The organism is Pseudomonas shirazensis, assembly GCF_050496565.1.
In the GTDB taxonomy this organism is placed as follows: Bacteria; Pseudomonadota; Gammaproteobacteria; order Pseudomonadales; family Pseudomonadaceae; genus Aquipseudomonas; species Aquipseudomonas shirazensis_A.
In genome coordinates, this window is sequence record NZ_JBNWAE010000003.1 from 152,592 (window position 1) to 172,523 (window position 19,932).

A 19,932-nucleotide genomic window follows, 5' to 3' on the forward strand; every position below is an offset into this window, starting at 1 on the left:
GGCGCTAGGATATCGCGAAGGACGGGGGCTTGCGCCGCCCGTCCTGGATATTTCACTTGGTGTATTGGGCTTTGGCAAAGGTTGCAATGGCGGCGGCCATAGCTTTGGGTTGCTCTGGCGCCATGGCGTGACCCGCGTTCTTCAACACTACCATTTGCACACGATCACCCAGCATGCTCTTCAGCACGCCAGAGAACCGCCGCGGGGCTACTGTGTCCGATTCTCCCTGCAAATCCAGAATCGGCGCCTTTCCGGCTGCAAAGTAGTCGTCTACCGGTGTGTTGTTACGCGCGTAGGACTGGGCGTCATGGGTTGCGTCGTGCCAGCCGCCGAGCCAGACATGTGGGTCATTACCGGGTGCAAAGAACGCCTTGCGCAGATAGATCAACCGCTGCTCCTCGGAGAGCTTCAGGTCGCCGGCCCCATCGATGGCCTGACGCATCTCGGCGTTGATGGGCTTCTCGGTCGACCCTGGTGGGACCTTACCAGCAGACGCAGCGGCCAGTACTACGCCGCGCACCAGGTCGGGTCGGTCGGCTGCCAGTTGCCGTGCAGGAAAGTTGCCCCATGCATGGCCGACCACTACCACGGGGCCTTGCTTTTCATGCTCGACGACTGCTGCGATATCGCGCGCGAAGTCATGGATGGATAGCTTCTCCATGGGGCCTTGGCTTTGGCCGATACCGCGTGGTTCTGGACGTACGACGCGGAATCCATCTTGCTGAAGGTATTGTGCCACCTGATCATAGTCACGACCTGAGCGCCCCAGGGAGGGAAGCATCACGATGATCGGGCCTGTTCCCTGGGTGTTGACTTCGATTTGCACATCGTCGTAATGCACAATTTTTTGCTGCACGGCAGGCGTTTCGGCAGGCATGCCCGCCAGCGCGACGGTGGCAGCTAGTGTCAGCGACGCGCCAATGATCAAATGCGAGATTTTTTTCATTCTTGTTGTCCTTTTGCAGCTTGCGAGGGAGCTGGTTCGAGGCCACTTTCCTCGAGCAATTGGTGCGCTTCTGCGCTGTTGAGGTAGGCGATGAACTCGCGCGCCAGTTCGGCGTGGTGGCTGGTGCTGGCGACGGCTGCATAGAAGCGGCTGACCTTCTGCACATCCTCGGGAAGAGGCCCCAGGTAATCCACGCCAGGGGTTACTTTCAGTTCGCTGATCTGCTGCATGCCGATATCTGCATCGCCTCGGGCGAGCGCTGTGCCTACCAACTCTTTGCCCTGAATCTCTACGGTTTTCTGTTTAACCAGATCCGTGATGCCCAAACGGGCAAACAATTCTGTGCGGATGTAGACACCGCTGGCACCTTGGGAATAGGCAATTTTTTCCGAGCTAAGCAGGGCGGCACGAAGTGCTGGGACTGTGGATACGTCCAGATGCGGATGGCCTTTGGGTACGCCTACGCCGATTCGGGAGTCGGCAATGGCGCGACGCGTCGCCATATCGAAAGCGCCTGTCGGGCCAAGCAGGTCCATGGTCTCGCTGGCCATGATGGCTAGGTCCATAAGCTCCTTGTGCTTGATCCTCTGCGGTATGGACTCCGGGGAATCCCCCATCGACGGTCCCCAACTGATACTTAGGGTGTTACCACTGGCTCGCTCATATGCGGGCTGGAGGTGGGCCATGGCCCCTTTCAATGCCCCGCTTGCGATGATTTTCAGTTCGGCGGCTTCAGCACCGGTCGATAGGGTCAGAAGGCTGGCCAGGCCAGTGGAGAGCAGCAGCGGAGTAGATCTTGTTTTTTTCATATGGCTACCTGTGCATGTGCGCCCTTTAGGCGCCGCGAGTGTTGACGAACAGCGAATACAATGAGGTGGTTGAAGCCATCAGCAGGCGATTGCGCTTTGGACCGCCAAAACAAAGGTTGGCGCATCGTTCAGGCAGATCGATGTGCCCAATGGGGGTGCCGTCGGGGGCGAACACGCGTACACCATCCAGGCCCGGTTCAGGAGCGCCCCAGCCACACCAGAGGTTTCCATCAACGTCCACACGTATCCCGTCTGGCAGGCCTGTTCCGGCGTCGATGAATGCGCTGCGTTCGTGGAGCTGGTTTTGATCATCGACGCGGTAGGAGACGATGCGTCGTGGGCGGGCCCTTGATTCAACCAGGTAAAGGGTTTTCTCATCAGGGGAAAATGCAAGCCCATTGGGGCCTTCGATGTCCTGCGCTACGCAATGCAGTTTCCCGTCTGGCGTCAGGCAGTACACATTGGCTGGAAGCGCCGCTTGGCCCTGACAACCCATGTAGTCACTGACCAAGCCGAAGGGCGGATCGGTGAACCAGATGCTGTCATCGGACTTCACCACGATGTCGTTCGGTGAGTTGAGTGGTTTACCTTCAAAGTGGCTCGCCAGAACGGTGATGCTGCCGTCGTATTCCGTACGGGTGACACGACGTCCGCCGTGCTCACATACGAGCAGGCGGCCCTGACGGTCACGGGTCATGCCATTGGCCTGATTGGCTGGCTGGCGAAATACGCCCATGGCACCGGTGGCCTCATCCCAGCGCATGATGCGGTCGTTTGGTAGGTCGGTGAACAGCACATACCGGCCGTCAGCGAACCAGGCGGGCCCTTCGGCCCAGCGCAATCCGCCCCCTAGCCGCTCGACCTTGGCATGCGCCAGTCGGTAATGTGCAAACCGTGGATCAAGCTCCCGTACGGCTGGATCAGGTACACGGGTGCTTGGACGCCAATCTCTATCGTCCATTCTTGATTTCCCTCAGTGTGTTGAAGCTCACACGACTCATCGGTACAACCGCGCCGGGTTGTCGACCAGAACGGCGTGCTTGAGCGTGTTGCTGTCACAGACCTGTTCGATGAACTGAAGCAGTTGCATATCATCCGGCGGGCTGCCCTTGATGTTTGGATGCGGCCAGTCCGAGCCCCAGATGGCTCGTTCCGGTGCGTACTCGAGGAACTCGCGAGCCAGGTCCAATGCTTGTAGCCATGGCCCCGGCTTGCCCTGCATGGCACGGTCAATGCCGGATAATTTAATCCAGCGGCCTGGATGCTCCAGGTGGCGCTTCAGTCCAGCAAGTTCCTCGCGAGGGAGGGGCTTGGTAAAGTCGACTCTAGCCATGTGGTCAATGACCAGCGGCGTCCTCAGGTCTTTCCACTGGTCTAGGAAGGGCAAGAGTGCATGCAGCTCCCCGTGTACCAACACATGCCACCCGAAGGGGGCTACCCGTTCGGCGAGATGGCGCAATTTTTGCGGATCCCGTGCACCCGGCAGATGCCCCATCAGGTTGAAGCGAATGCCACGCAACCCACCGTCGTGCAGCGCTTGAAGCTGAGCATCGGTAGTGCGCTCGTCGATCAGCCCTATGCCACGGTAGCGCCTGCCGCTCTCGGCGATTGCGGTCAGGATGGCCGAGTGATCGGTGCCATAGGGCGCAGCTTGAACCAACACACCCTGTTCAATGCCTAGCCGCTGGTGCAACGCCAGAAGATCTGCAAATGGCGCGGGTGCGGGGGTGTAGGCGGCGTTGGCCGGTAGTGGAAAATGCTCCCAGGGGCCGTAGATATGGGTGTGGCAATCCCACCTCCCAGATGCATTGGGTGGACTGGACATGAAGGCTCCAAATGTCTGACTGGCTGTTGCGCCGAGCAGGGCAATACCCGCGGCAGCGATGACTGTTTGCTTAATGACAGGCGCTGTGGAGGCTGAACATGGTCGTGAGCGTTCATGGTGACCTGTTCTTGCGGTACGTCTGTGGATGGTGCCTGTCGGCCCCAGTGGCACTTAGCCGCAGCGCACGGTCATACCGCCGTCGACGACGATCTCGGTGCCCGTCACGAAGCGGGACTCATCACTGGCCAGGTACAATGCTGCGTAGGCAGTGTCACGACCATCACCCATGAAGCCCAGTGGGATACGAGCTAAGCGAGAGTCCAGCAACTTGTTCACATCCCCTCCGGTGCGCTGCCCTGCCAGGCGGACTTCGACCATCGGAGTGTGAAGTTGGCCGGGTACCACAGTATTAACCCGGATACCTTTGGGCGCGTATTCAATGGCGGTCACGCGGCCCAGTTGAATGACGCCGGCCTTGCTCGCGGCATATGCGACTTGTGCGGAACCGGTAAACCGGATCCCAGACGTCGAGGCCGTATTGATAATTGAGCCGCTGCCTTGCGCCTCCATCAGCGGAATCACGTGCTTGCAGGTCAGGTATACACTTTTCAGGTTCAGCGCGATCTGGGCGTCGAACTTGTCTTCTGGCAGAGCAACCGCTCCACCTGCGGCAGATCCGCCGACGTTGTTCACAAGGATGTCGACGGTCCCGTATACGTTTTTGCAGGCGGCCACCATGTCGGCTACCGCTGCGCTGTCAGTGACGTCGCAAGCGTAAGGCGTCACTTCGCCACCCGCTTCACGAATGCGACCCAGTGTTTCCTCCATGGCGTCAATGTCGCGGTCAACAGCGAATACGCGGGCGCCGGCAAGCGCGAACAGCACCGCCACAGCACGGCCATTACCCCAGCCGCTGCCTACACAACCTGCACCGGTAACGATCGCGACCTTGCCTTTCAAACGATCGCTGGTTGGAATTACTTCATTCATGGTGTAGCCCTCAATTCAACGTGGTAGGCAGTTCGGAGGCGACGCCTGCCGGTGGCGGGACCTCGAACACTTTGATGGTCATGGAAATCAATGTGTAATAGCCGGCAATACCCACGAGATCGACTGCGGCATCGTTGCCCAGCAGGTCGATGAATTCTTTGTAGAGACCGTCGCTAATGCTGCGGGTGTCGTGAAGCTCGCGGACGAAGCGATACACCAATGCCTCATCGGCGTTGTGGAATGGGGGCGCTTTTCCATCGCGGATGGCGTCGATGACTTCCGGAGCCAGGCCAGCTTCCAGCGCAAAGGGTTTGTGCGCTGCCCACTCATACTCGGCGAGCCAATGACGCCCCATCAGCAGAATGGCCAATTCAGAAAGGCGCGGTTCCAAGCTACTGTCATAGCGGCAGTAGCGTCCAAGGGCTTGGGCGCACTCTGCCAGTTCCGGGCGATGGAGCCAGATGGCGAGCGGACCGCGGACCCCTTTCCGCGGGCCGTTGGCGATGCGATCGTAGACGGCACGTTGGGTGTCATTGAGTTGCTGCGGATCGATGGGAGGCAAGCGATTCATGGCCATTCCTGTTACGAGTGCTGGGTATGCGATTGAGTCTGAGTTTGTGCGTGTGAACCTGCGTCATGCGCCGTGGCTTGGGTTGCAGTGACAGCCGGTGGCTTGAGCAGGCTGCGGCCAGGCGCACGGCCTGTTTCACGCTCGAACGCTTGTGGATCGAAAGCACCCTCCCAGCGTGCGATTGCGAAAACAGCGATGGTGTTGCCAACGATGTTGGTGAGTGCTGTCGCTGTTGCCATGATCCGATCGATGCCGAACAGAAGGCCCAGGCCGCTCAATGGGAGGGTTTGTACAGACTGCAAGGTGGCTGCCAGCTTGATGAAAGCTCCCCCGGCGACCGTGGTGCCGCCTTTGGAGGTAATACTGAGAATTGCCAGCAGACCCGCTTGTTGCCACAGGGAGAAAGGCGTGTCTGTGGCCTGCGCAATAAAGCCGATGGCGATTGCCATGTAGATGGCTGTGCCGTCCAGGTTGAAGCTGTAGCCGGCCGGCAGCACGAACCCAACCACCACTTCATCACAGCCAGTGCGTTTGAGTTTTTCGATGAGCCGCGGGAAGGCTACTTCACCTGAAGCTGTACCAAACACCAGCAAGATTTCATCACGGATCAACCGCAGCACCGTCATGAACGGCAGGCCAATTGACCAACTGATGGTGCCGAGCACGCCGAATACGAACAGCAGCGAGGCGGCGTAATAAACGGCGATGAGTTTGAGAAGGTAGAGCAGGGTGTCGCCACCGTAGCTACCGATTGCAGCAGCCATCGCGCCGAATGCGCCGAGGGGGGCCAGCTTCATGATGAAACTGAGCATCTTGAAGAGAATGGTTTGGGCTTCGTCAATAGCGCGTACTGCCACTGAGTCAGGCCCGCATGTACGGTTGATTGCGATACCGGCTAGGACCGAGATCAGCAAAACCTGAATGATGTCGCCTTTGGCGAAGGCGTCCACAAGGGTGTGGGGAATCAGGCTCAAAAGGTAAGTGATCACGGAGACTTCGCCAGCGGCAGCCGTCGCCTTGATGGCTGCCGAGGACTCATCCATGCCGGTGGCGTGTAACCCTACGCCTGGCTCGACAACGTTCACCAGTACGAAACCTACGAGCATCGCCACCGTACTGACGACTTCAAAATAAAGCAGTGATTTCATGCCAAGCCTACCGAGCTTGCGCATGTCCTGAACGTGGGTGAGGCCATGCACCAAGGTCACGAAGACAATTGGAGCGAGCATCATTTTCAGCAGGGCAATAAAAGCTTGTCCCAGTGGTTTCATGGCAGTGGCCCAGGTGGGCGCGGCGAAACCGAGAATGACGGCAGCGACAAGTGCGATCAGCACCTGGACGTGGAGCTTCTTCAACTGATTCATGGCATTTCCTCGCCCCTGTAGGGGCGTCATTGTTCTTGTGGTTCGCATGCAGGGACGGCCAATCCCAACTGCATAGCTATTTGAAGTGAGCATAGAGAACTGGCGTAAGAGGTACAAAAACCTTATTTTGATAAAAAGCTATGCCCTATCAGCATGGGATTCGACAATGGATATTCGTGAACTCCGCTCTTTCGTGAAGGTTGCTCAGTGCGGCGGGTTCAGCCGCGCCGCGCGTGAGCTGTTTATTGCCCAGCCGGCGTTGAGCCGGCAAATCGCCAAGCTGGAGGAGCAGCTCCAGGTGGAACTGTTTACTCGACATGGGCGTGGTGTCGAACTGACAGCTGCCGGCTCTAGACTGCTTGAACGCGCTGAAATCATGCTCCGGTATGTGGAAGAGACAGCGGACCATGTGCGCAATACTGCTGATGAGGAGCGAGGGCATCTGGCAATAGGCCTGCCGCCGGCGATTGGATCAATTGTCGGGCCCGAGCTGATTCGTAAATTCAAAGAGCGCTGGCCCAAAGCCTCGTTGCACGCACTTGAGGGCCTCAGCACATCGCTTCAGGAGTGGCTGCTGGAAGGCCGTATTGACGTGGCCGTGGTTTATAACCAGCCCCTGGTCGAAGCTTTCGACGTGCGGCCATTGTTCAGTGAGCGCATGGTTCTGGTCGGTCCACCAGGGGAGGGTGCTCGCAATGTCCGCTTGACTGCGTTGGGTGATTTTCCGTTGATTTTGCCTGGTTTGCCTCATAGCAACCGTCGTTTAGTGGAACAGATTGCCGCGCAAAACGCGGTCCGCCTCAATGTCGTGCTTGAGGTGGATAGCGTTAGCCTGACCAAGCGCTTGGTTGCAGAAGGCCTTGGCTATTCGATTTTGGCGCATGCCGCGGTGCAGGAGGATGTGAACAGCCACACTTTGGTCGGGCACCCCATCGAAAGGCCGGGTATTCGCTCTACCGTATCATTGACTCGGCTACGTGAGCGACGCAGCTCGCGCCTGGCTTTGAGCTATGAGAAAATTTTGCTGGAGACCTTGGAGGAATTGGTCACGGTTGGCGCCTGGAAGGAGGCGACCCATTGGCTGGCCCACTAAAGATGTGCTGATGGCCAAAGCTCCACTTCAATCTGGCCTGCGAGCGAAAATGTCTTTCGCTCCATCTCCCTAGCAACCCACCATGCTCAAAAATCATCGATAGCTATCGTTACACGGTATTTGTCATGTTTTGCCAAACGCATAGTCTGCTGTCAGCGGAGCAACTGATGGGCTCCGTCCACCAGATAAAAACAAGAGGCTTAGACCATGCGTTCTACCTACTTTGCGACGTCCCTCACCCTGCTCAGTTTCTGCCTGGCTAGCCAGCACGTGCTGGCCAGTAATGACGTCTCCGTACTGACTGCGAGCAAAGGCGACGTGACTATCGAGGCTTTGGTTCAAGGCTCTGGGAAAACTATCGTGATCCTGCCATCCAAGGGGCGCGGTGCTCACGACTACGATGAGGTTGCCACTTACCTGGCTGATGATGGTTACCGCGTCATTCGGCCTGAGCCGCGGGGTGTCAATGGAAGCCGGGCACCCATGGATACACCTACCCTGCATGACTTTGCGGCCGATGTCGCGCTGGTGATGGACAAAGCGCAAACCGGACCTGCGATTGTGGTCGGTCACGCCTGGGGCAGCCAACCTGCTCGGGTGCTTGCAGTTGACCGTCCGGATCTTGTGAAAGGCGTAGTGCTGGCGGCTGCCTCCATTGGCAAATTGCCTGCTGGTTCTTCTGAGAAGCCCTACGGTCGGATGGTTGAAGCTATTAAGGGTGCGGGGAATTATGCGTTACCCGAGGCCCAGCGTCTGAAATATCTGCAACTCGCGTTCTTCGCACCTGGTAATGATGCACGAGCCTGGCTGGGCGGTTGGTATGACAAGACTCATGTGGCTCAGGATCACGCACGCGACAGCACCCCGGTCGAAAGCTATTGGTCTGCTGGGGACACGGTGCCCATTCTGGATCTGCAAGCTGAAAAAGATGCTGTGGTTATCCCCAATATCTTGAAATCGATGCTGGGTGATCGAGTGGAACATCAAGTGATTGCCGGAGCGGGCCACGCGCTGGCTCCGGAGCGGCCGAAGGAGATGGCTGACGCTATTTCCAGCTTTGCTGAACGGGTATAAGGCGAATAGAGTTGAACGCGCGCCTGATCCATCGCTGTTTGCTCAAAAAGGTTCAGGGGCTATTTAAATATTAGGAGAGCTGGCCATCCTAGGTGGTCAGCTCTCGCTCGTGCAGTCGTTGTCTTGTGAGTGGGTTTCTGAGTCAGCGATTGCCCGCTGTGTTGACCACATGATTGGTAGCATTTTATATTTAATAACGCTGAGCGATTACAATAAGAAGTTTCTCGATACATGGGCTATTCACCAGATAAAATCGTGGACAAGCTCACCAGATGTTCTGCTCTGCCGAGAAAGTCCCACTCCATGGGTACGAAAGCTTTTAGAGAAGCTCTGCCGTGGTAGGTATGTGGCAGATCGGTTCTAACGGATCGACGACCGTGTGTATGATGTTTTGTTGAAAGCTGAAAAAATTAAGGCTATACGGTGTTGACGGGAGATTGAAAAAACTCTGTTTTCAATGGGTCGGAAGCCAGACAGAGTTTTACTCTTCTTCGCCTACTGCGTTTTCTATTTTATTCAGTGGACGGGCGGAGAATAAACTCAAGCCGCTCTCCCAATAGGTCCCATGCCTCCTTTTTTTCCTTGGCATAGTCATAGTGCAAATAATGCCGGCGAACTTTTGAACCACCCAACATGTGATTCTGGCAACGATCAATAATTTCGAGCGTCACTCCTAGCTCCTGCATCATGGTCGCGCCTGTACGACGCAAATCATGCGGCGTCCATTCGCCCTTGTTACCTTGGTTTAGAACCAGCGAATCATCGTGATGACGGCCAGATAAAGGCTTGCTACGGTTTTTGAAGCAGCATTGCCGATCTCCGATCAGCTTGCTGACGGTCTTGGTATCCACATGAGCTCGTTCATCCTTGCTGGGAAAGCAGAAGGACGTGTGGCCGGTTTCCTCTCTAAGACGTTTGAACTGGTTCAGTGCGAAGGCTGAAAGGAAGACATGGTGATCCTGCCGTTTACCCTTATGACCTTTAGTTGCTTGCGCTGGGATGAGCCAGGTGCCTGTCTCCAGATCGATGTGTCGCCATTCGGATTTGAGGAGTTCGCCGATGCGACAGAGTGTGCTGAGGCAAATCCAGACCGCGCATTGCACGCGGGCGTTCGTAGGTCGTATGCCTGAATACTTTTGGCCAGAGGGTAGGGCATCATAATCTCGCGCTAGGCGAACGAAAATTTGCTGCAACTCTTGGATTTCGACACTCGATAAAAGCCGATTGCGCTGCTCCTGATAGTTATGATCGAGGAGCCTGTTGACGTCAACCAGGTCGGAGGGGTTCCCGTCGACCATCAAGGTACGCCACGGCTTGCGCTTTTCAGCCCACCGCAGCATTTGGCCTATGTCCTTGCTGCGAATCACTACAGTGCGGTTGAGGCCGCGGGCTTTGATCTTGCGCAGAAGAGCGAGCAGGTCTTTTTCAGTGAGGGTTCGAAGTGGTTTAGCGCCGATGGCGGGTAGTACGTCTTTGGAGAAGCTGCGGCGAAGTTCTGCGTTGCCGTCCTGACGAGATACCCCGTCGCGGATCCACTCTTCAAAAAGTTCGGTGACAGTCTTGCTCTCGGCGGAATGACGTTCGGCTTTAGCAATGGTTGCCGCGACCGCAGCTTGAGCCTCAATCTTGGCCGCCTTTCGGGCGGCGGCGGGTGCAATACCTTTAGTAACGCCTGCTCTCACTTCGTCTCGCTCAGCACGAATTTGCGCGAGCGATTTTTTTGGCCAACTGCCTAGGCGGTGATCACGCTTTACTCCGCCCATTTTGAACTCATAGCGGAACAGCGCTGTAACACCCCGCACACCAGCACGAACTTTTGCAGTCAGGCCACCCTCTTCGCGCAGCGTTTTGCCATCATCGCCGGGGGTGAGTGCTTCGAGTTGCTTCGCGGTGATCTTCGCCAATGTCTACCCCTAGCCAAGGTCGATGACCTTGGAATTTTGCCCCACTTTTGCCCCACCGAACCGTCTGGCTAGAGGTGGATGCCGGTGAGCCGCTACGGAACATAATATCGCCTGTAAGGCCTTTATTTACTAGATTACAGGCGATCCTTGGCGAGCCATTGTATTCCACGGAAATACGTTAAATAAGCGCATGGGGTGCAAGGGGTCGAGTGTTCGAATCACTCCGTCCCGACCAAATAATCCCAATGACTTAGCCACCTTAGGGTGGCTTTTTCATTTCTGTATGGGGATTTTTGCGACCATCCGATTTTCATCTTCAAGATCGTCAACGCCGAACAAGAGAGTCCGATTGCTCTCTGCTGAAACCCTCAATCGGCTATCGCCGTAAGCTCACCTTCTGAGCACTCCTACGAGCGCTTGGTCATCCCGATCCCTATGGAATAATTCCTTCGCGCATAGCATAAGTCCAGTGCGTCGCCAAATCGTTAAGCGCCGTTTCGTAGGGCGCTGGCAGCTTTATGATGGAGTACCAAAGAACATCTGGAAAAGACCTCGATTTGGTCAGGGAACTCGACGTTCAGGCCGATCGGATCGCAAAGGATGGCTCCAGACTCACTGCCGCGTCAGGCGACTTTCGCGAGACATTCCTACCCTATCTGGCGGGTTTACTCCCGGATTAGAGCATCGACAGTGATCCGACTGTGGCACTACTGAAATAAAAGCAAAGAGTATCTCTTGTTGGTACGATGGTGCCTGATATCTAACCGCCCGCAGGTTTTTGATGAGACAAGTTTGTTCGACCAGCCCTGAAATCAATGCTCTGGCACTGGAGCGCATCTTGGGAGCTCCTGGGGAATGGGTTGAGCCTCCAAACATCCGCAGAGGAGGTGAGAGCGGTGTTCTGAGGATCGAGTGCGATGGCCAAACCTTCTACAAAAAACAGCAGTCAGGGCATATTTTTCGAAGCCTGCGCCATCCATTCGGATACCCGACTGTTGCCCGCGAAGCGAATGCACTGGAGGCGGCCACTTCGCTGGGTGTTCTGACGCCTGCGCTTCTCCACAGAGACGTTCGCAAGCTTGATGGAGTCTGGCACGCAGTGATGATCACTGCGGCTCTGGATGGCTATTTGTCACTGGAGGACTACTACGCTCGGGGTTTGGCCACCTCTGTGGGAACCGACCGGCATCATGAGATCCTGGCTGCATACGGCCGCGCGCTTGCGACCTTCAACCGCGGACGGTGGCAGCATGGCTGCTTATACTTGAAACATGTATTCGTCGACATACGCGCCAGCGACGTCAAGGTGGCGTTGCTGGATTTCGAGAAGTCTCGTAAACGCTTCAGCGCAACGAAAGCAAGCCGTCATGACTTGCGGCAGGTCAAGCGCAGGTCCAACTGGACGGACGCCGAATGGCTTGCGTTTGTCAGTGGCTACAGTAGCGTGTTCAAGGTTGACGTCCTGCGGAGGATTTAGATTGATCCGCCCAATTTGCCCTCAATGTCACGCTTACAGCTCCTCATAACCGAAGCGCTTGTGGTACATCACATGATGCTGAGGTAGAAAGTCGAGCGATGGGTGAGGAGATAGATCAGGCAGTTGATGTCAGGCAGATGTGGCGCCGGTTGTTTCGCATGGTCCTGAGACCGTATGATCAGATCGGTGTCTTGGTCTAACGCTGAGATCCACATTCTTGAAGGACATGAGCATGGCAAAGCACTTCAATAATTCAGGCCTGTTCAAGGCTGCTTCGTATTTCAACAGCGTGCTTCCGGTCAGCGGCATCAGCTGCTGGGAGCGCAAAAATGCTGCGCTAAATGCGAAGGAGTTTTTGATATGTCCAAAGAACTATTCGGAGTTTCTGCTCTAGGCTTGATGGTGGTGGGTGAGTTTTGTGCGATCTACAGTGAGGTAGTAGTAGCTAAACTTGCGCAAACAGGAAGTGCCTCATGGGACACACTCGTCCTTCCCGGAATGCTGATGTGTTTTGCAGGTGTGTGCCTACTGGCAGCCTACTGGCTTGGGTACGTGGCAGTAGGTGATATCTGGATCGTCACCGTGGTATCAGTCACCTCATTGTTGCTTCTTGAGCCAGTAGTTGTCTGGTCTCTGTTCCACGAAGCACCAGGGCGGGGGGCGCTCATCGGTTTCATCTTGGGGGCCTTAGGTATGCTGGCCACTGTATTGCTGTAACTCACCCTGTGGCCCAGCATTTGATTGCTGGGCCAATTCTCGGTAGCCCTGACAGCTCAACCCGCCAATTCGCGGCCCGCTCGTACCACAAGCGGGCTAAGAGCCGTGCAGGAAGCATCAGGAGTATCGCGCTGCATCGAAGCAGCCTGGATCCTGATCCAGGAATTTCTTCATCCTGCGCCACAGCGTTGTGGTGCTGATGCCCAGGTGCTCGGCTGCGATTCGCCGATTGCCGCCAGCGTTGGTCAGCGCGGCAAATAGAATGTCTCGCTCGTTCGGCAGCTTTGAGACACTTTCACCAGCAGGATTGATGGCTACCGGCGAAAGATCGTCAAGCGCTTCGTCCAGCCAGCCCGGAAGCAACTTGCTGCACTTGCTCATCACGCTCAGGCGTTCGACGATGTTGCCCAGCTGTCGTACGTTGCCTGGCCAGTGGTGCTCGCATAGCCTGGCGATAAGCTTCGGCGTGCTTTTCAGTAGGTCGCTGGCGCTATCTTTGAGAATGTGGCGGGCTAGGGCAGGGATGTCCTCTCGACGCTCGCGCAGAGGCGGCAACTTGAGTCTCAGCACGCAGATCCGGTAGTAAAAGTCCTCGCGGAACAGTCCTTGGGCAATCAACGCCGGCAACGGTTTGTTGCTCGCGGTGATAATGCGGATATCCACCGGCGTGACCTTGTCGTCCCCCAGGCGGATCACTTTGCGCTCCTGCAGAGTTCGCAGTAGCTTTAACTGGATGTCCGAAGAGGTTTCGCTGATTTCGTCGAGAAACAGTGTACCGGTATGAGCGAGTTCGAAGACCCCGGCCCGGCCCTCGGCCGTTGCTCCAGTGAACGCGCCTTTAACGTAGCCGAATAGCTCGCTCTCCAGCACGCCGGGCGCGAACGCTGCACAATTGATGGCCACGAAGGGACCGCTGCGGCGTGGTGAGGCATTGTGGATACTCTGCGCGAACAACTCTTTGCCGGTGCCGGTTTCACCTTCAATCATCAGAGTGCTGTCCACCCCTGCATAGGTCGCAGCCAGGGCCTTGGCTTTCAGCAAGGCCGCGCTGTTGCCGATGATGTCGTCGAAGCTGCTTTCGGCCAGGTGGCGGCCTGCCAACGCGCGACGCATCTTCTGCTCGATCGCTTTGATATCCGTCTGGTTTTGCAGGGTGGCGACGGCGCCGATGATCTGTCCCTCCAGCACGATGGGGGCAATGCTCAGTGTCAGCGAAAGTCGGCCTATGTCGATCAACGCCCCCCGCACTGGTTTGCCATGGCGCAGTGCCTGAGTGAAGTAATTGCTTAGCGGTAGTTGGGTGACGGCGTCTCCGCAGTTGACTGCACTCAAGTAGCTCCGGGCGACATTATTCATCCTGGTCACCACGCCCGAACCATCGACACTGAAGATGCCTTCAGACACGCAATCCAGAATCGACTGAATCATCTCGTATCGGTGTTGCAGCTCCTGTCGCTGCTGTCTTCTTTCCTCCTGCACCTGCAAAAGGTGCAAGGCTTCGTCGATCGCTTCTGCTGCTGCGTCACTGTCGGTATCGGACATGACGTAGTGCATGCCCCTCGATTTCACCGGTTCCTCAAGTGACAGTCCGCCTATGGCTACTTCGATACCCTGCGCCTGCAGGTTGTCGAGTACCGACTCGGTGTTTTGCAAGCTGCTCAGAGGGTCGATAAAGCAGATCGAAGCATTGGGTACGAATGGGCGGGACTTTTCCAGGATTCTTGCGTAGCCCTCTGAGGTGGCCAAAAAAGCAATTTTCGATGACAGGCGTGAAGCCTTTTCATAAGCATTGATGCAATCGAAAAAGGTGTGCCTGACCTCCACGACCGGCACGCGAAAGTGTTCGCGAAGCATGCTTGCGGTTTTGCCTCGGCTGATCAGCACCTCAGCACCTTCCTCAATCAACTGGCGAGCAGTCTTGATCGCATCGGTCTGGGCCGCTTCCACAACGGGCAGCGAAAGCTGGCGCGCTCGCAGGATGCTGTTCATTACCCGGGTCATGGTGGTGGACGGCGTGATGACGGCGATTCCGTTTGCAGGAATGCTCTGCTCAGCCAGGTGCACCTCGTCGTTCATTCGTTTTCCTTATATTTCATTATTGTTAAGGAAATGAAATTAACTGCAATCAAGAGGTTATCCCTCTGTTGCCTCTTGGCAAAGGCCAAGTGGTCGAGCACGCGCTAATGAATTGATCTTGAACGATTTTATTTTAAGTGAAGCCGACGTCGCCGCGCGTGGCACATGCCTTGCTCTACCTCAAGGAAATAAATCCAATAAGAGGCACTGTGTTCATGGACCTGATCTTTATCGGTTTCGGCGAAGCCGCGTTCCACCTGGCCAGCGGCCTGGGGCAGCAAGGGGAAATGCGCATAGGCGCATATGACGCCTATAGAGACGACCCAAAGGCTGGCCCGCTGATTCAACAGCGTGCCGAGCAAGCGCAGGTGACGCTGTATGACACCCTGGAAGAGGCCTGCCGAGAAGCGCGCTTCATCGCATGTTTGACCAGCGCCAGCAGCGCCCTTGCACTGGCCGAGCGAATCATGCCGCTGCTCCAGAGCGGGCAGCACTACATCGATATGAACTCTGCAGCCCCCACTGTCAAACAGGCTATCGATCGCTTACCGCGGGCAGCTGGCGTTGGTTTCTGCGACGTTGCGGTGATGGGCACCGTTCCGGGTAACGCCCACCGTGTCCCGATGCTGCTGGCCGGCAGCGGCGCCCAGGCGTTTGAGCAGGCTTTCACGCCGCAGGGTATGCGGCTGACTGTGCTGGACGCCGAGCCCGGCTCTGCTTCGGCCATCAAGATGCTCAAAAGCGTGGTGATGAAAGGCTTGCCACAACTGTTTCTGGAATCCTTCCTGGCGGCCGAGCGATTCGGCGTGCTTGATACCTTGGTCGAATCCTTGGCTGACTCACTGAACGGCAAGACGGTAGAGCAACTCGCCAATACCTTCACCGCTCGGACCTTGATCCATGCGAAGCGCCGCGGTGCTGAACTCGACGATGTAGTGACGACGCTCGAAGCGGCCGGTGTCGATTCCAGCATGTCCACGGCCACCCGCGATCAACTACAGAAACTTGCTCTAAGCGACTGGGCCAGCCTGCTAGGGCCGGGTGGCAGCGACATGAATTATCGCGACGCCATTGCCCATCTCGCCCGCCACTCTTGAGGATCGTCGACCATGAACACCGAACAGTATTTTGCTCTGCCTGAACCCATCCCGCAGGACATCCTCGAGCGCTTTCGTAAACTCAGCCCCGCCCAGCTTTGCGATGGCATGCAAAGCCTCGGTATTGCCCGTAATGGCTGCATGGACAGCGATCTGATGCCGCTCGATGAAAGCAAGATCATGCTCGGCACCGCCTACACGGTGGATACCGAAGATGGTGACAATTTCCCCATCCATGTAGCCATCTACCAAGGCCAGCCAGGGTACGTGCTGGTGGTGGCTGGCAAGGGCTATCGCGGTCGTGCCTACATCGGTGACCTGATGGCTGGCGCTGCCCAGGCAGTTGGCCTCAGCGGGCTGGTGATCGACGGCTGTGTGCGTGACAAGGTGCCGCTGGCTGAGCTGGACATTCCGGTCTACGCCAAGGGATTCATGCAGCGTAGCCCGGCCAAGCAGGGCCCCGGCAAGATCAACGCGCCAGTGCACTGTGCCGGTGTAGAGGTCGCTCCAGGTGACTTGGTCTTCGGCGATTACGACGGTGTCACTGTCGTTCCTCGTGGCCGCCTGCTCGAAGTCTTGCAGGCTTCGGAGAAAAAGGATGCTTATGAGGCCAAGCGGCGCGAGGTCATCGATAACTACGCCCGTTGCAGGGCTAGCGGCCAGCCGCTGCCAGAGCTTGCGCCAGCCTGGGTGACTGAACTGCTGACCGGGCGCTGATGCACTCAAGGGAGCCCATGAGGCTCCCCTGATATACCGTTTCCGCACTATAAGAATAAAATTGGGAGATGCCCGAATGCTTACCGCCCTCGGCTATTTGTTGATCGTTTCGTTCCTGATCCTCGTTATCAAGCAAAAGCTTTCCCCGTTCACCGGGCTGATCGTCGTTTCGCTTATTGTCGGTGCACTGGCGTGCATGGCCTCCGGTGTGTCGTTCGATACGCTGGTCACCTGGGTGAGGGAGGGCCTGTTCTACACCGTCAACGCAGAAGGCAAGGTGTCGCTGGGGACCGTCAATCCGACGGTGATGATCCTGTTCGCAATTCTTTACTTCAGTCTGATGATGAATGTGGGTCTGTTCGATCCGTTATGCACATACCTGATCCGCAAGGCCAATGGCGATCCGTTAAAGATCATCCTGGTCACGGCCTTCACTTCTTCTGTGGTAACCCTCGATGGTGATGGCACCACTACCATCCTGATCATCACCAGCGCCTTCCTGCCGCTTTACAGACAAATGGGCTTGAAGTTGTCGAACTTGGCCATGCTCATCATTCTCCCTTGCGGGCTTGGCAACTGCCTGCCTTGGGGCGGGCCGTTGGCGCGCGCTGCCGCAGTGCTCAACGTGGAGGTGAACACGCTGTTCGTGGCAATTTTGCCGATCCTTGGCGTGTCGTTCATCTACGTGTTCTTCATGGCCTATCTGATGGGGCGCAAGGAGCGCGTTCGGCTAGGTTTCATACCGGGCGAGCGGGCCATCGTCACGCCGCAGCAGATTGAGGAAATGGTCACGGTGATCGAGGAGAACGACCGTGAGTTCAAGCGGCCTAAACTGTTTCTGTTCAACCTGGCCCTGACCATCGGCATGCTGGTCACCCTGCTGGCAGGCTGGGCGAGTGGGGCAATCGTCTTCATGCTTGGCACCGCCATCGCTCTGGCGGTGAACTACAGCGCCACCGAGCAACGTGACCGCATCACTGCCAATGGTGGCGATGCCATCGCAGTTGCGTCGATCATCATGGCGGCAGGCTGTTTTCTCGGCATCTTCAATGGTAGTGGCATGGCTGCTGCGGTCGCGCAAAGCATTGCGGGTCTGATCCCCGAATCCATGGGCAGTCATACCGCCCTGATGTTCGCCTTCCTGGGGGCGATCGCCTGCTACGCCTTGCCAGTGGACGCCTATTATTTCGGCATCCTGCCGGTAGTAGCGCCGATCGCCTACCAGTTCGGCATCACTCCCACTGAAATTGGTGTTGCCTCGTTCATGGGGCAGGCGCTGCGTTATGCCAGCCCTACGGTAGCGTGGTTGTTCCTGCTGATGAACCGGACCGAGATGACCTTCGGGCAATACCAGAAAGAGTTCTTCAAGTGGTCGCTGCCGCTGTTCGGCATCTTTATCGTTACCGCGATCGTGACGGGAGAGTTGCCGGTGGGCTGATCAGCCTGCCTGCCAAGTGTTGGGTCAGCCAGTCATCGCTGTGGATATATCGCGATGACTGGCCTGCAACCTTTTGATCACAAAAGCGGTGATATCGAGATACCCCTGCATCAGTGCACCGGCAACGAGGAAGGAGAGTGCTACGACCATGCACAGCGGCATTGCCCTCTGGGTTGAAGTGGCCCAAAGCGTTCATGGTCATCACCTTCTGGCCGGCATGCAGGCGCCGCCTGTGCAGGGGAGGCACTCATCGCTTGGGGGATGATAACCTTCGCCGTTTACCAAACCCTTGGCATTTGGCTCGCGGGCGGAGCGTGAAAGGGCGCCGGGTTTGCAAATCGGTTTCAGGCGACCAGCCGATGTACCGCTGCAGCTATCTCTTCCCCGTGCTCCAGTTCGGCTTTGCGCAGTTCGTAGGCTATTTGCAGATTGAGCCAGAACTCTGGAGTGGTATCCAGGCAGATAGCCAAGCGCAGCGCCATGTCCGCAGAAACGCCGCCACGCTCAAGCAGGATGTTATTTACTGTTGGAGTAGATATACCCAAAGCACGAGCCAAGGCCGCAGCGCTAAAGCCCAGTTCGCTTTGGAAGTCTTCGCGCAGGACCTCGCCAGGATGGACGGGTCGCATGCCGTTCTTAAACATACTGCACCTCAGTGATAGTCAACAATTTCAACGTTTTCAGGGCCTTGCTCGGTCCATACGAAACAGACGCGCCACTGGTCATTGATTCTTATGCTGTGCTGCCCGGCACGATCTCCCCGCAATGCCTCAAGCCGATTCCCTGGCGGAGCGCAGGTCTCGAAGCGCTTTTGCGGCATCCAGTGCAGCCAGCTTGCGCTCTGCGACCGATTTTATTTCGTTCCAGCGGTGGGTGTTGCCTGTAGTGAAGAGCGCTTGCGTATCGTTGCATCCGAAGCTTCGAATCATGAGCTTTAATGCTTAACGTTAATCGTTAAGTCTGAGTGTACACCGCTTTACCCGGTATTCAAGCATCGGTGGGTTCGCGTTAGAGGAAGCCGTCGATGGGTCATTCTAAGTGGGAGAGGAGAAAAAATGAGGCTGATGGGCCATCCGACCAAAACTACTTCTGCACATACGCCCGCTGCCAGCGGCGGGGGATTGCCAGGGATGAGGCGGCGAGCAAAACGGCCAGCAACCCGTTGATCACAAACGCGGTGATACCGAGATACCCCTGCAGCAGTGCACCTGCAACTGCTCCAAGCAGCATCCCCATCCAAGGCAACAATTGCACCCGCCAACCCGGCTTGCGTTCCCCCATCAGCCAACGGCCAAGACCGCGGCCGAAGCGTGACAGGGCGCCGGTGACGTAGGTCAGCCCGATCGGCAGACCATTCACTTCCTCGACCACGGCATTGATCATGCCCATGGCGATGACGGTGCACACCAGTGAGAAAAGTGGCATCGAGATCAAACCAGCCAGGCAGAGCAGGGCGCCTACGCAGAGCAGTAATGGCCAAGAGCGGCGGCCGACCAGGCGCGTGACGATGACGCCGATGGCGTTGCCGGCGATGAAGCCGCCGATCAGAGTGCTGATGGTGAGGATGGAGCTGTAGTCCCGCTCACCTATTGAAACGGCAAGGCGGGTGGTATTGCCGCTCATGAAGGATACGAAGTCGCCTGTTGCGGTGAACCCGACTGCGTCGGTCATGCCCGCGAGGAAGGAGAGTGCTGCGACCATGCACAGCCCAACTTTGCCACGCAGTCGAGCTATGCGTCTCCCGCGCGCTGTATAGAATGCTGAGTCTGGGAGCATCAGTGCCTCAGAGGCTTTTGGAAACAACGTATTACCGGACAATAAGACCTGTTTCAGA

At 56.9% G+C, this 19,932-nt stretch carries 19 protein-coding genes and 1 pseudogene; 8 read left to right on the forward strand and 12 right to left on the reverse strand.

Annotated elements, in window-relative coordinates; genetic code table 11:
- Positions 1-52: 52 nt before the first annotated feature.
- The 7 genes from ACQZ2L_RS06630 to ACQZ2L_RS06660 form a co-directional block, all read right to left on the reverse strand.
- Entirely contained in the window at positions 53-946 is an 894-nt protein-coding gene (locus tag ACQZ2L_RS06630) for an alpha/beta fold hydrolase (RefSeq protein ID WP_430325306.1), read from the reverse strand.
- On the reverse strand, positions 943-1,755 hold the full coding sequence (locus tag ACQZ2L_RS06635) for a molybdate ABC transporter substrate-binding protein (RefSeq protein ID WP_430325307.1): 813 nt from the start codon (positions 1,753-1,755) through the stop codon (positions 943-945). Before ACQZ2L_RS06635 ends, ACQZ2L_RS06630 begins: the two co-directional genes overlap by 4 nt.
- Before the next feature lie 25 nt (positions 1,756-1,780).
- Entirely contained in the window at positions 1,781-2,716 is a 936-nt protein-coding gene (locus ACQZ2L_RS06640) for an SMP-30/gluconolactonase/LRE family protein (RefSeq protein WP_430325308.1), read from the reverse strand.
- A gap of 36 nt (positions 2,717-2,752) precedes the next feature.
- Positions 2,753-3,580, reverse strand: coding sequence for an amidohydrolase family protein (locus ACQZ2L_RS06645; protein WP_430325309.1), 828 nt, complete (start codon positions 3,578-3,580; stop codon positions 2,753-2,755).
- A 171-nt stretch (positions 3,581-3,751) separates the two neighbouring features.
- Positions 3,752-4,570: an SDR family NAD(P)-dependent oxidoreductase gene (locus ACQZ2L_RS06650; RefSeq protein ID WP_430325310.1), complete on the reverse strand. Its 819-nt coding sequence runs from the start codon at positions 4,568-4,570 to the stop codon at positions 3,752-3,754.
- Positions 4,571-4,580: 10 nt separating this feature from the next.
- Positions 4,581-5,141: a carboxymuconolactone decarboxylase family protein gene (locus tag ACQZ2L_RS06655; RefSeq protein ID WP_430325311.1), complete on the reverse strand. Its 561-nt coding sequence runs from the start codon at positions 5,139-5,141 to the stop codon at positions 4,581-4,583.
- Positions 5,142-5,152: 11 nt separating this feature from the next.
- Complete coding sequence (locus ACQZ2L_RS06660) at positions 5,153-6,505, reverse strand: cation:dicarboxylate symporter family transporter (RefSeq protein WP_430325312.1); 1,353 nt, start codon at positions 6,503-6,505, stop codon at positions 5,153-5,155.
- Positions 6,506-6,671: 166 nt separating this feature from the next.
- Between ACQZ2L_RS06660 and ACQZ2L_RS06665 the strand changes: the two genes are divergently transcribed.
- Entirely contained in the window at positions 6,672-7,598 is a 927-nt protein-coding gene (locus tag ACQZ2L_RS06665; RefSeq protein WP_430325313.1) for a LysR family transcriptional regulator, read from the forward strand.
- A 207-nt stretch (positions 7,599-7,805) separates the two neighbouring features.
- Complete coding sequence (locus ACQZ2L_RS06670; RefSeq protein ID WP_430325314.1) at positions 7,806-8,672, forward strand: alpha/beta fold hydrolase; 867 nt, start codon at positions 7,806-7,808, stop codon at positions 8,670-8,672.
- Positions 8,673-9,184: 512 nt separating this feature from the next.
- Here the strand turns inward: ACQZ2L_RS06670 and ACQZ2L_RS06675 are convergent.
- Positions 9,185-10,576: a tyrosine-type recombinase/integrase gene (locus ACQZ2L_RS06675; protein ID WP_430325315.1), complete on the reverse strand. Its 1,392-nt coding sequence runs from the start codon at positions 10,574-10,576 to the stop codon at positions 9,185-9,187.
- 781 nt (positions 10,577-11,357) lie between these two features.
- On the opposite strand from ACQZ2L_RS06675, the gene ACQZ2L_RS06680 reads away from it, so the two are divergent.
- From ACQZ2L_RS06680 to ACQZ2L_RS06690, 3 genes are all read left to right on the forward strand, one after another.
- Entirely contained in the window at positions 11,358-12,053 is a 696-nt protein-coding gene (locus ACQZ2L_RS06680; RefSeq protein WP_430325316.1) for a lipopolysaccharide kinase InaA family protein, read from the forward strand.
- Between the two features lie 232 nt (positions 12,054-12,285).
- Entirely contained in the window at positions 12,286-12,447 is a 162-nt protein-coding gene (locus ACQZ2L_RS06685) for a hypothetical protein (protein ID WP_430325317.1), read from the forward strand.
- 5 nt (positions 12,448-12,452) lie between these two features.
- Positions 12,453-12,770, forward strand: a complete 318-nt coding sequence (locus ACQZ2L_RS06690) for a hypothetical protein (RefSeq protein ID WP_430325470.1) — start codon at positions 12,453-12,455, stop codon at positions 12,768-12,770.
- Between the two features lie 117 nt (positions 12,771-12,887).
- On the opposite strand, the gene ACQZ2L_RS06695 is transcribed toward ACQZ2L_RS06690, so the two are convergent.
- Positions 12,888-14,846, reverse strand: a complete 1,959-nt coding sequence (locus ACQZ2L_RS06695; RefSeq protein ID WP_430325318.1) for a sigma 54-interacting transcriptional regulator — start codon at positions 14,844-14,846, stop codon at positions 12,888-12,890.
- Between the two features lie 215 nt (positions 14,847-15,061).
- Here ACQZ2L_RS06695 and ACQZ2L_RS06700 point away from each other — a divergent pair, with 215 nt between their 5' ends.
- From ACQZ2L_RS06700 to ACQZ2L_RS06710, 3 genes are all read left to right on the forward strand, one after another.
- Positions 15,062-15,943 (forward strand): DUF1932 domain-containing protein, encoded by an 882-nt coding sequence (locus ACQZ2L_RS06700; RefSeq protein ID WP_430325319.1) that lies wholly within the window; start codon positions 15,062-15,064, stop codon positions 15,941-15,943.
- Between the two features lie 12 nt (positions 15,944-15,955).
- Positions 15,956-16,660, forward strand: a complete 705-nt coding sequence (locus ACQZ2L_RS06705) for an RraA family protein (protein WP_430325320.1) — start codon at positions 15,956-15,958, stop codon at positions 16,658-16,660.
- A 76-nt stretch (positions 16,661-16,736) separates the two neighbouring features.
- A complete protein-coding gene (locus ACQZ2L_RS06710) occupies positions 16,737-18,098 on the forward strand; it encodes a CitMHS family transporter (protein WP_430325321.1) in 1,362 nt (453 codons plus the stop codon).
- A 344-nt stretch (positions 18,099-18,442) separates the two neighbouring features.
- On the opposite strand, the gene ACQZ2L_RS06715 is transcribed toward ACQZ2L_RS06710, so the two are convergent.
- The 3 genes and pseudogenes from ACQZ2L_RS06715 to ACQZ2L_RS06725 all read right to left on the reverse strand — a co-directional run bounded on the left by ACQZ2L_RS06715 (position 18,443) and on the right by ACQZ2L_RS06725 (position 19,874).
- Positions 18,443-18,742 (reverse strand): HigA family addiction module antitoxin, encoded by a 300-nt coding sequence (locus ACQZ2L_RS06715; protein ID WP_430325322.1) that lies wholly within the window; start codon positions 18,740-18,742, stop codon positions 18,443-18,445.
- Between the two features lie 8 nt (positions 18,743-18,750).
- Positions 18,751-19,027 (reverse strand): annotated as a pseudogene (locus ACQZ2L_RS06720) (type II toxin-antitoxin system RelE/ParE family toxin).
- A 154-nt stretch (positions 19,028-19,181) separates the two neighbouring features.
- Positions 19,182-19,874: a YoaK family protein gene (locus ACQZ2L_RS06725; protein ID WP_430325471.1), complete on the reverse strand. Its 693-nt coding sequence runs from the start codon at positions 19,872-19,874 to the stop codon at positions 19,182-19,184.
- Between the last annotated feature and the right edge of the window lie 58 nt (positions 19,875-19,932).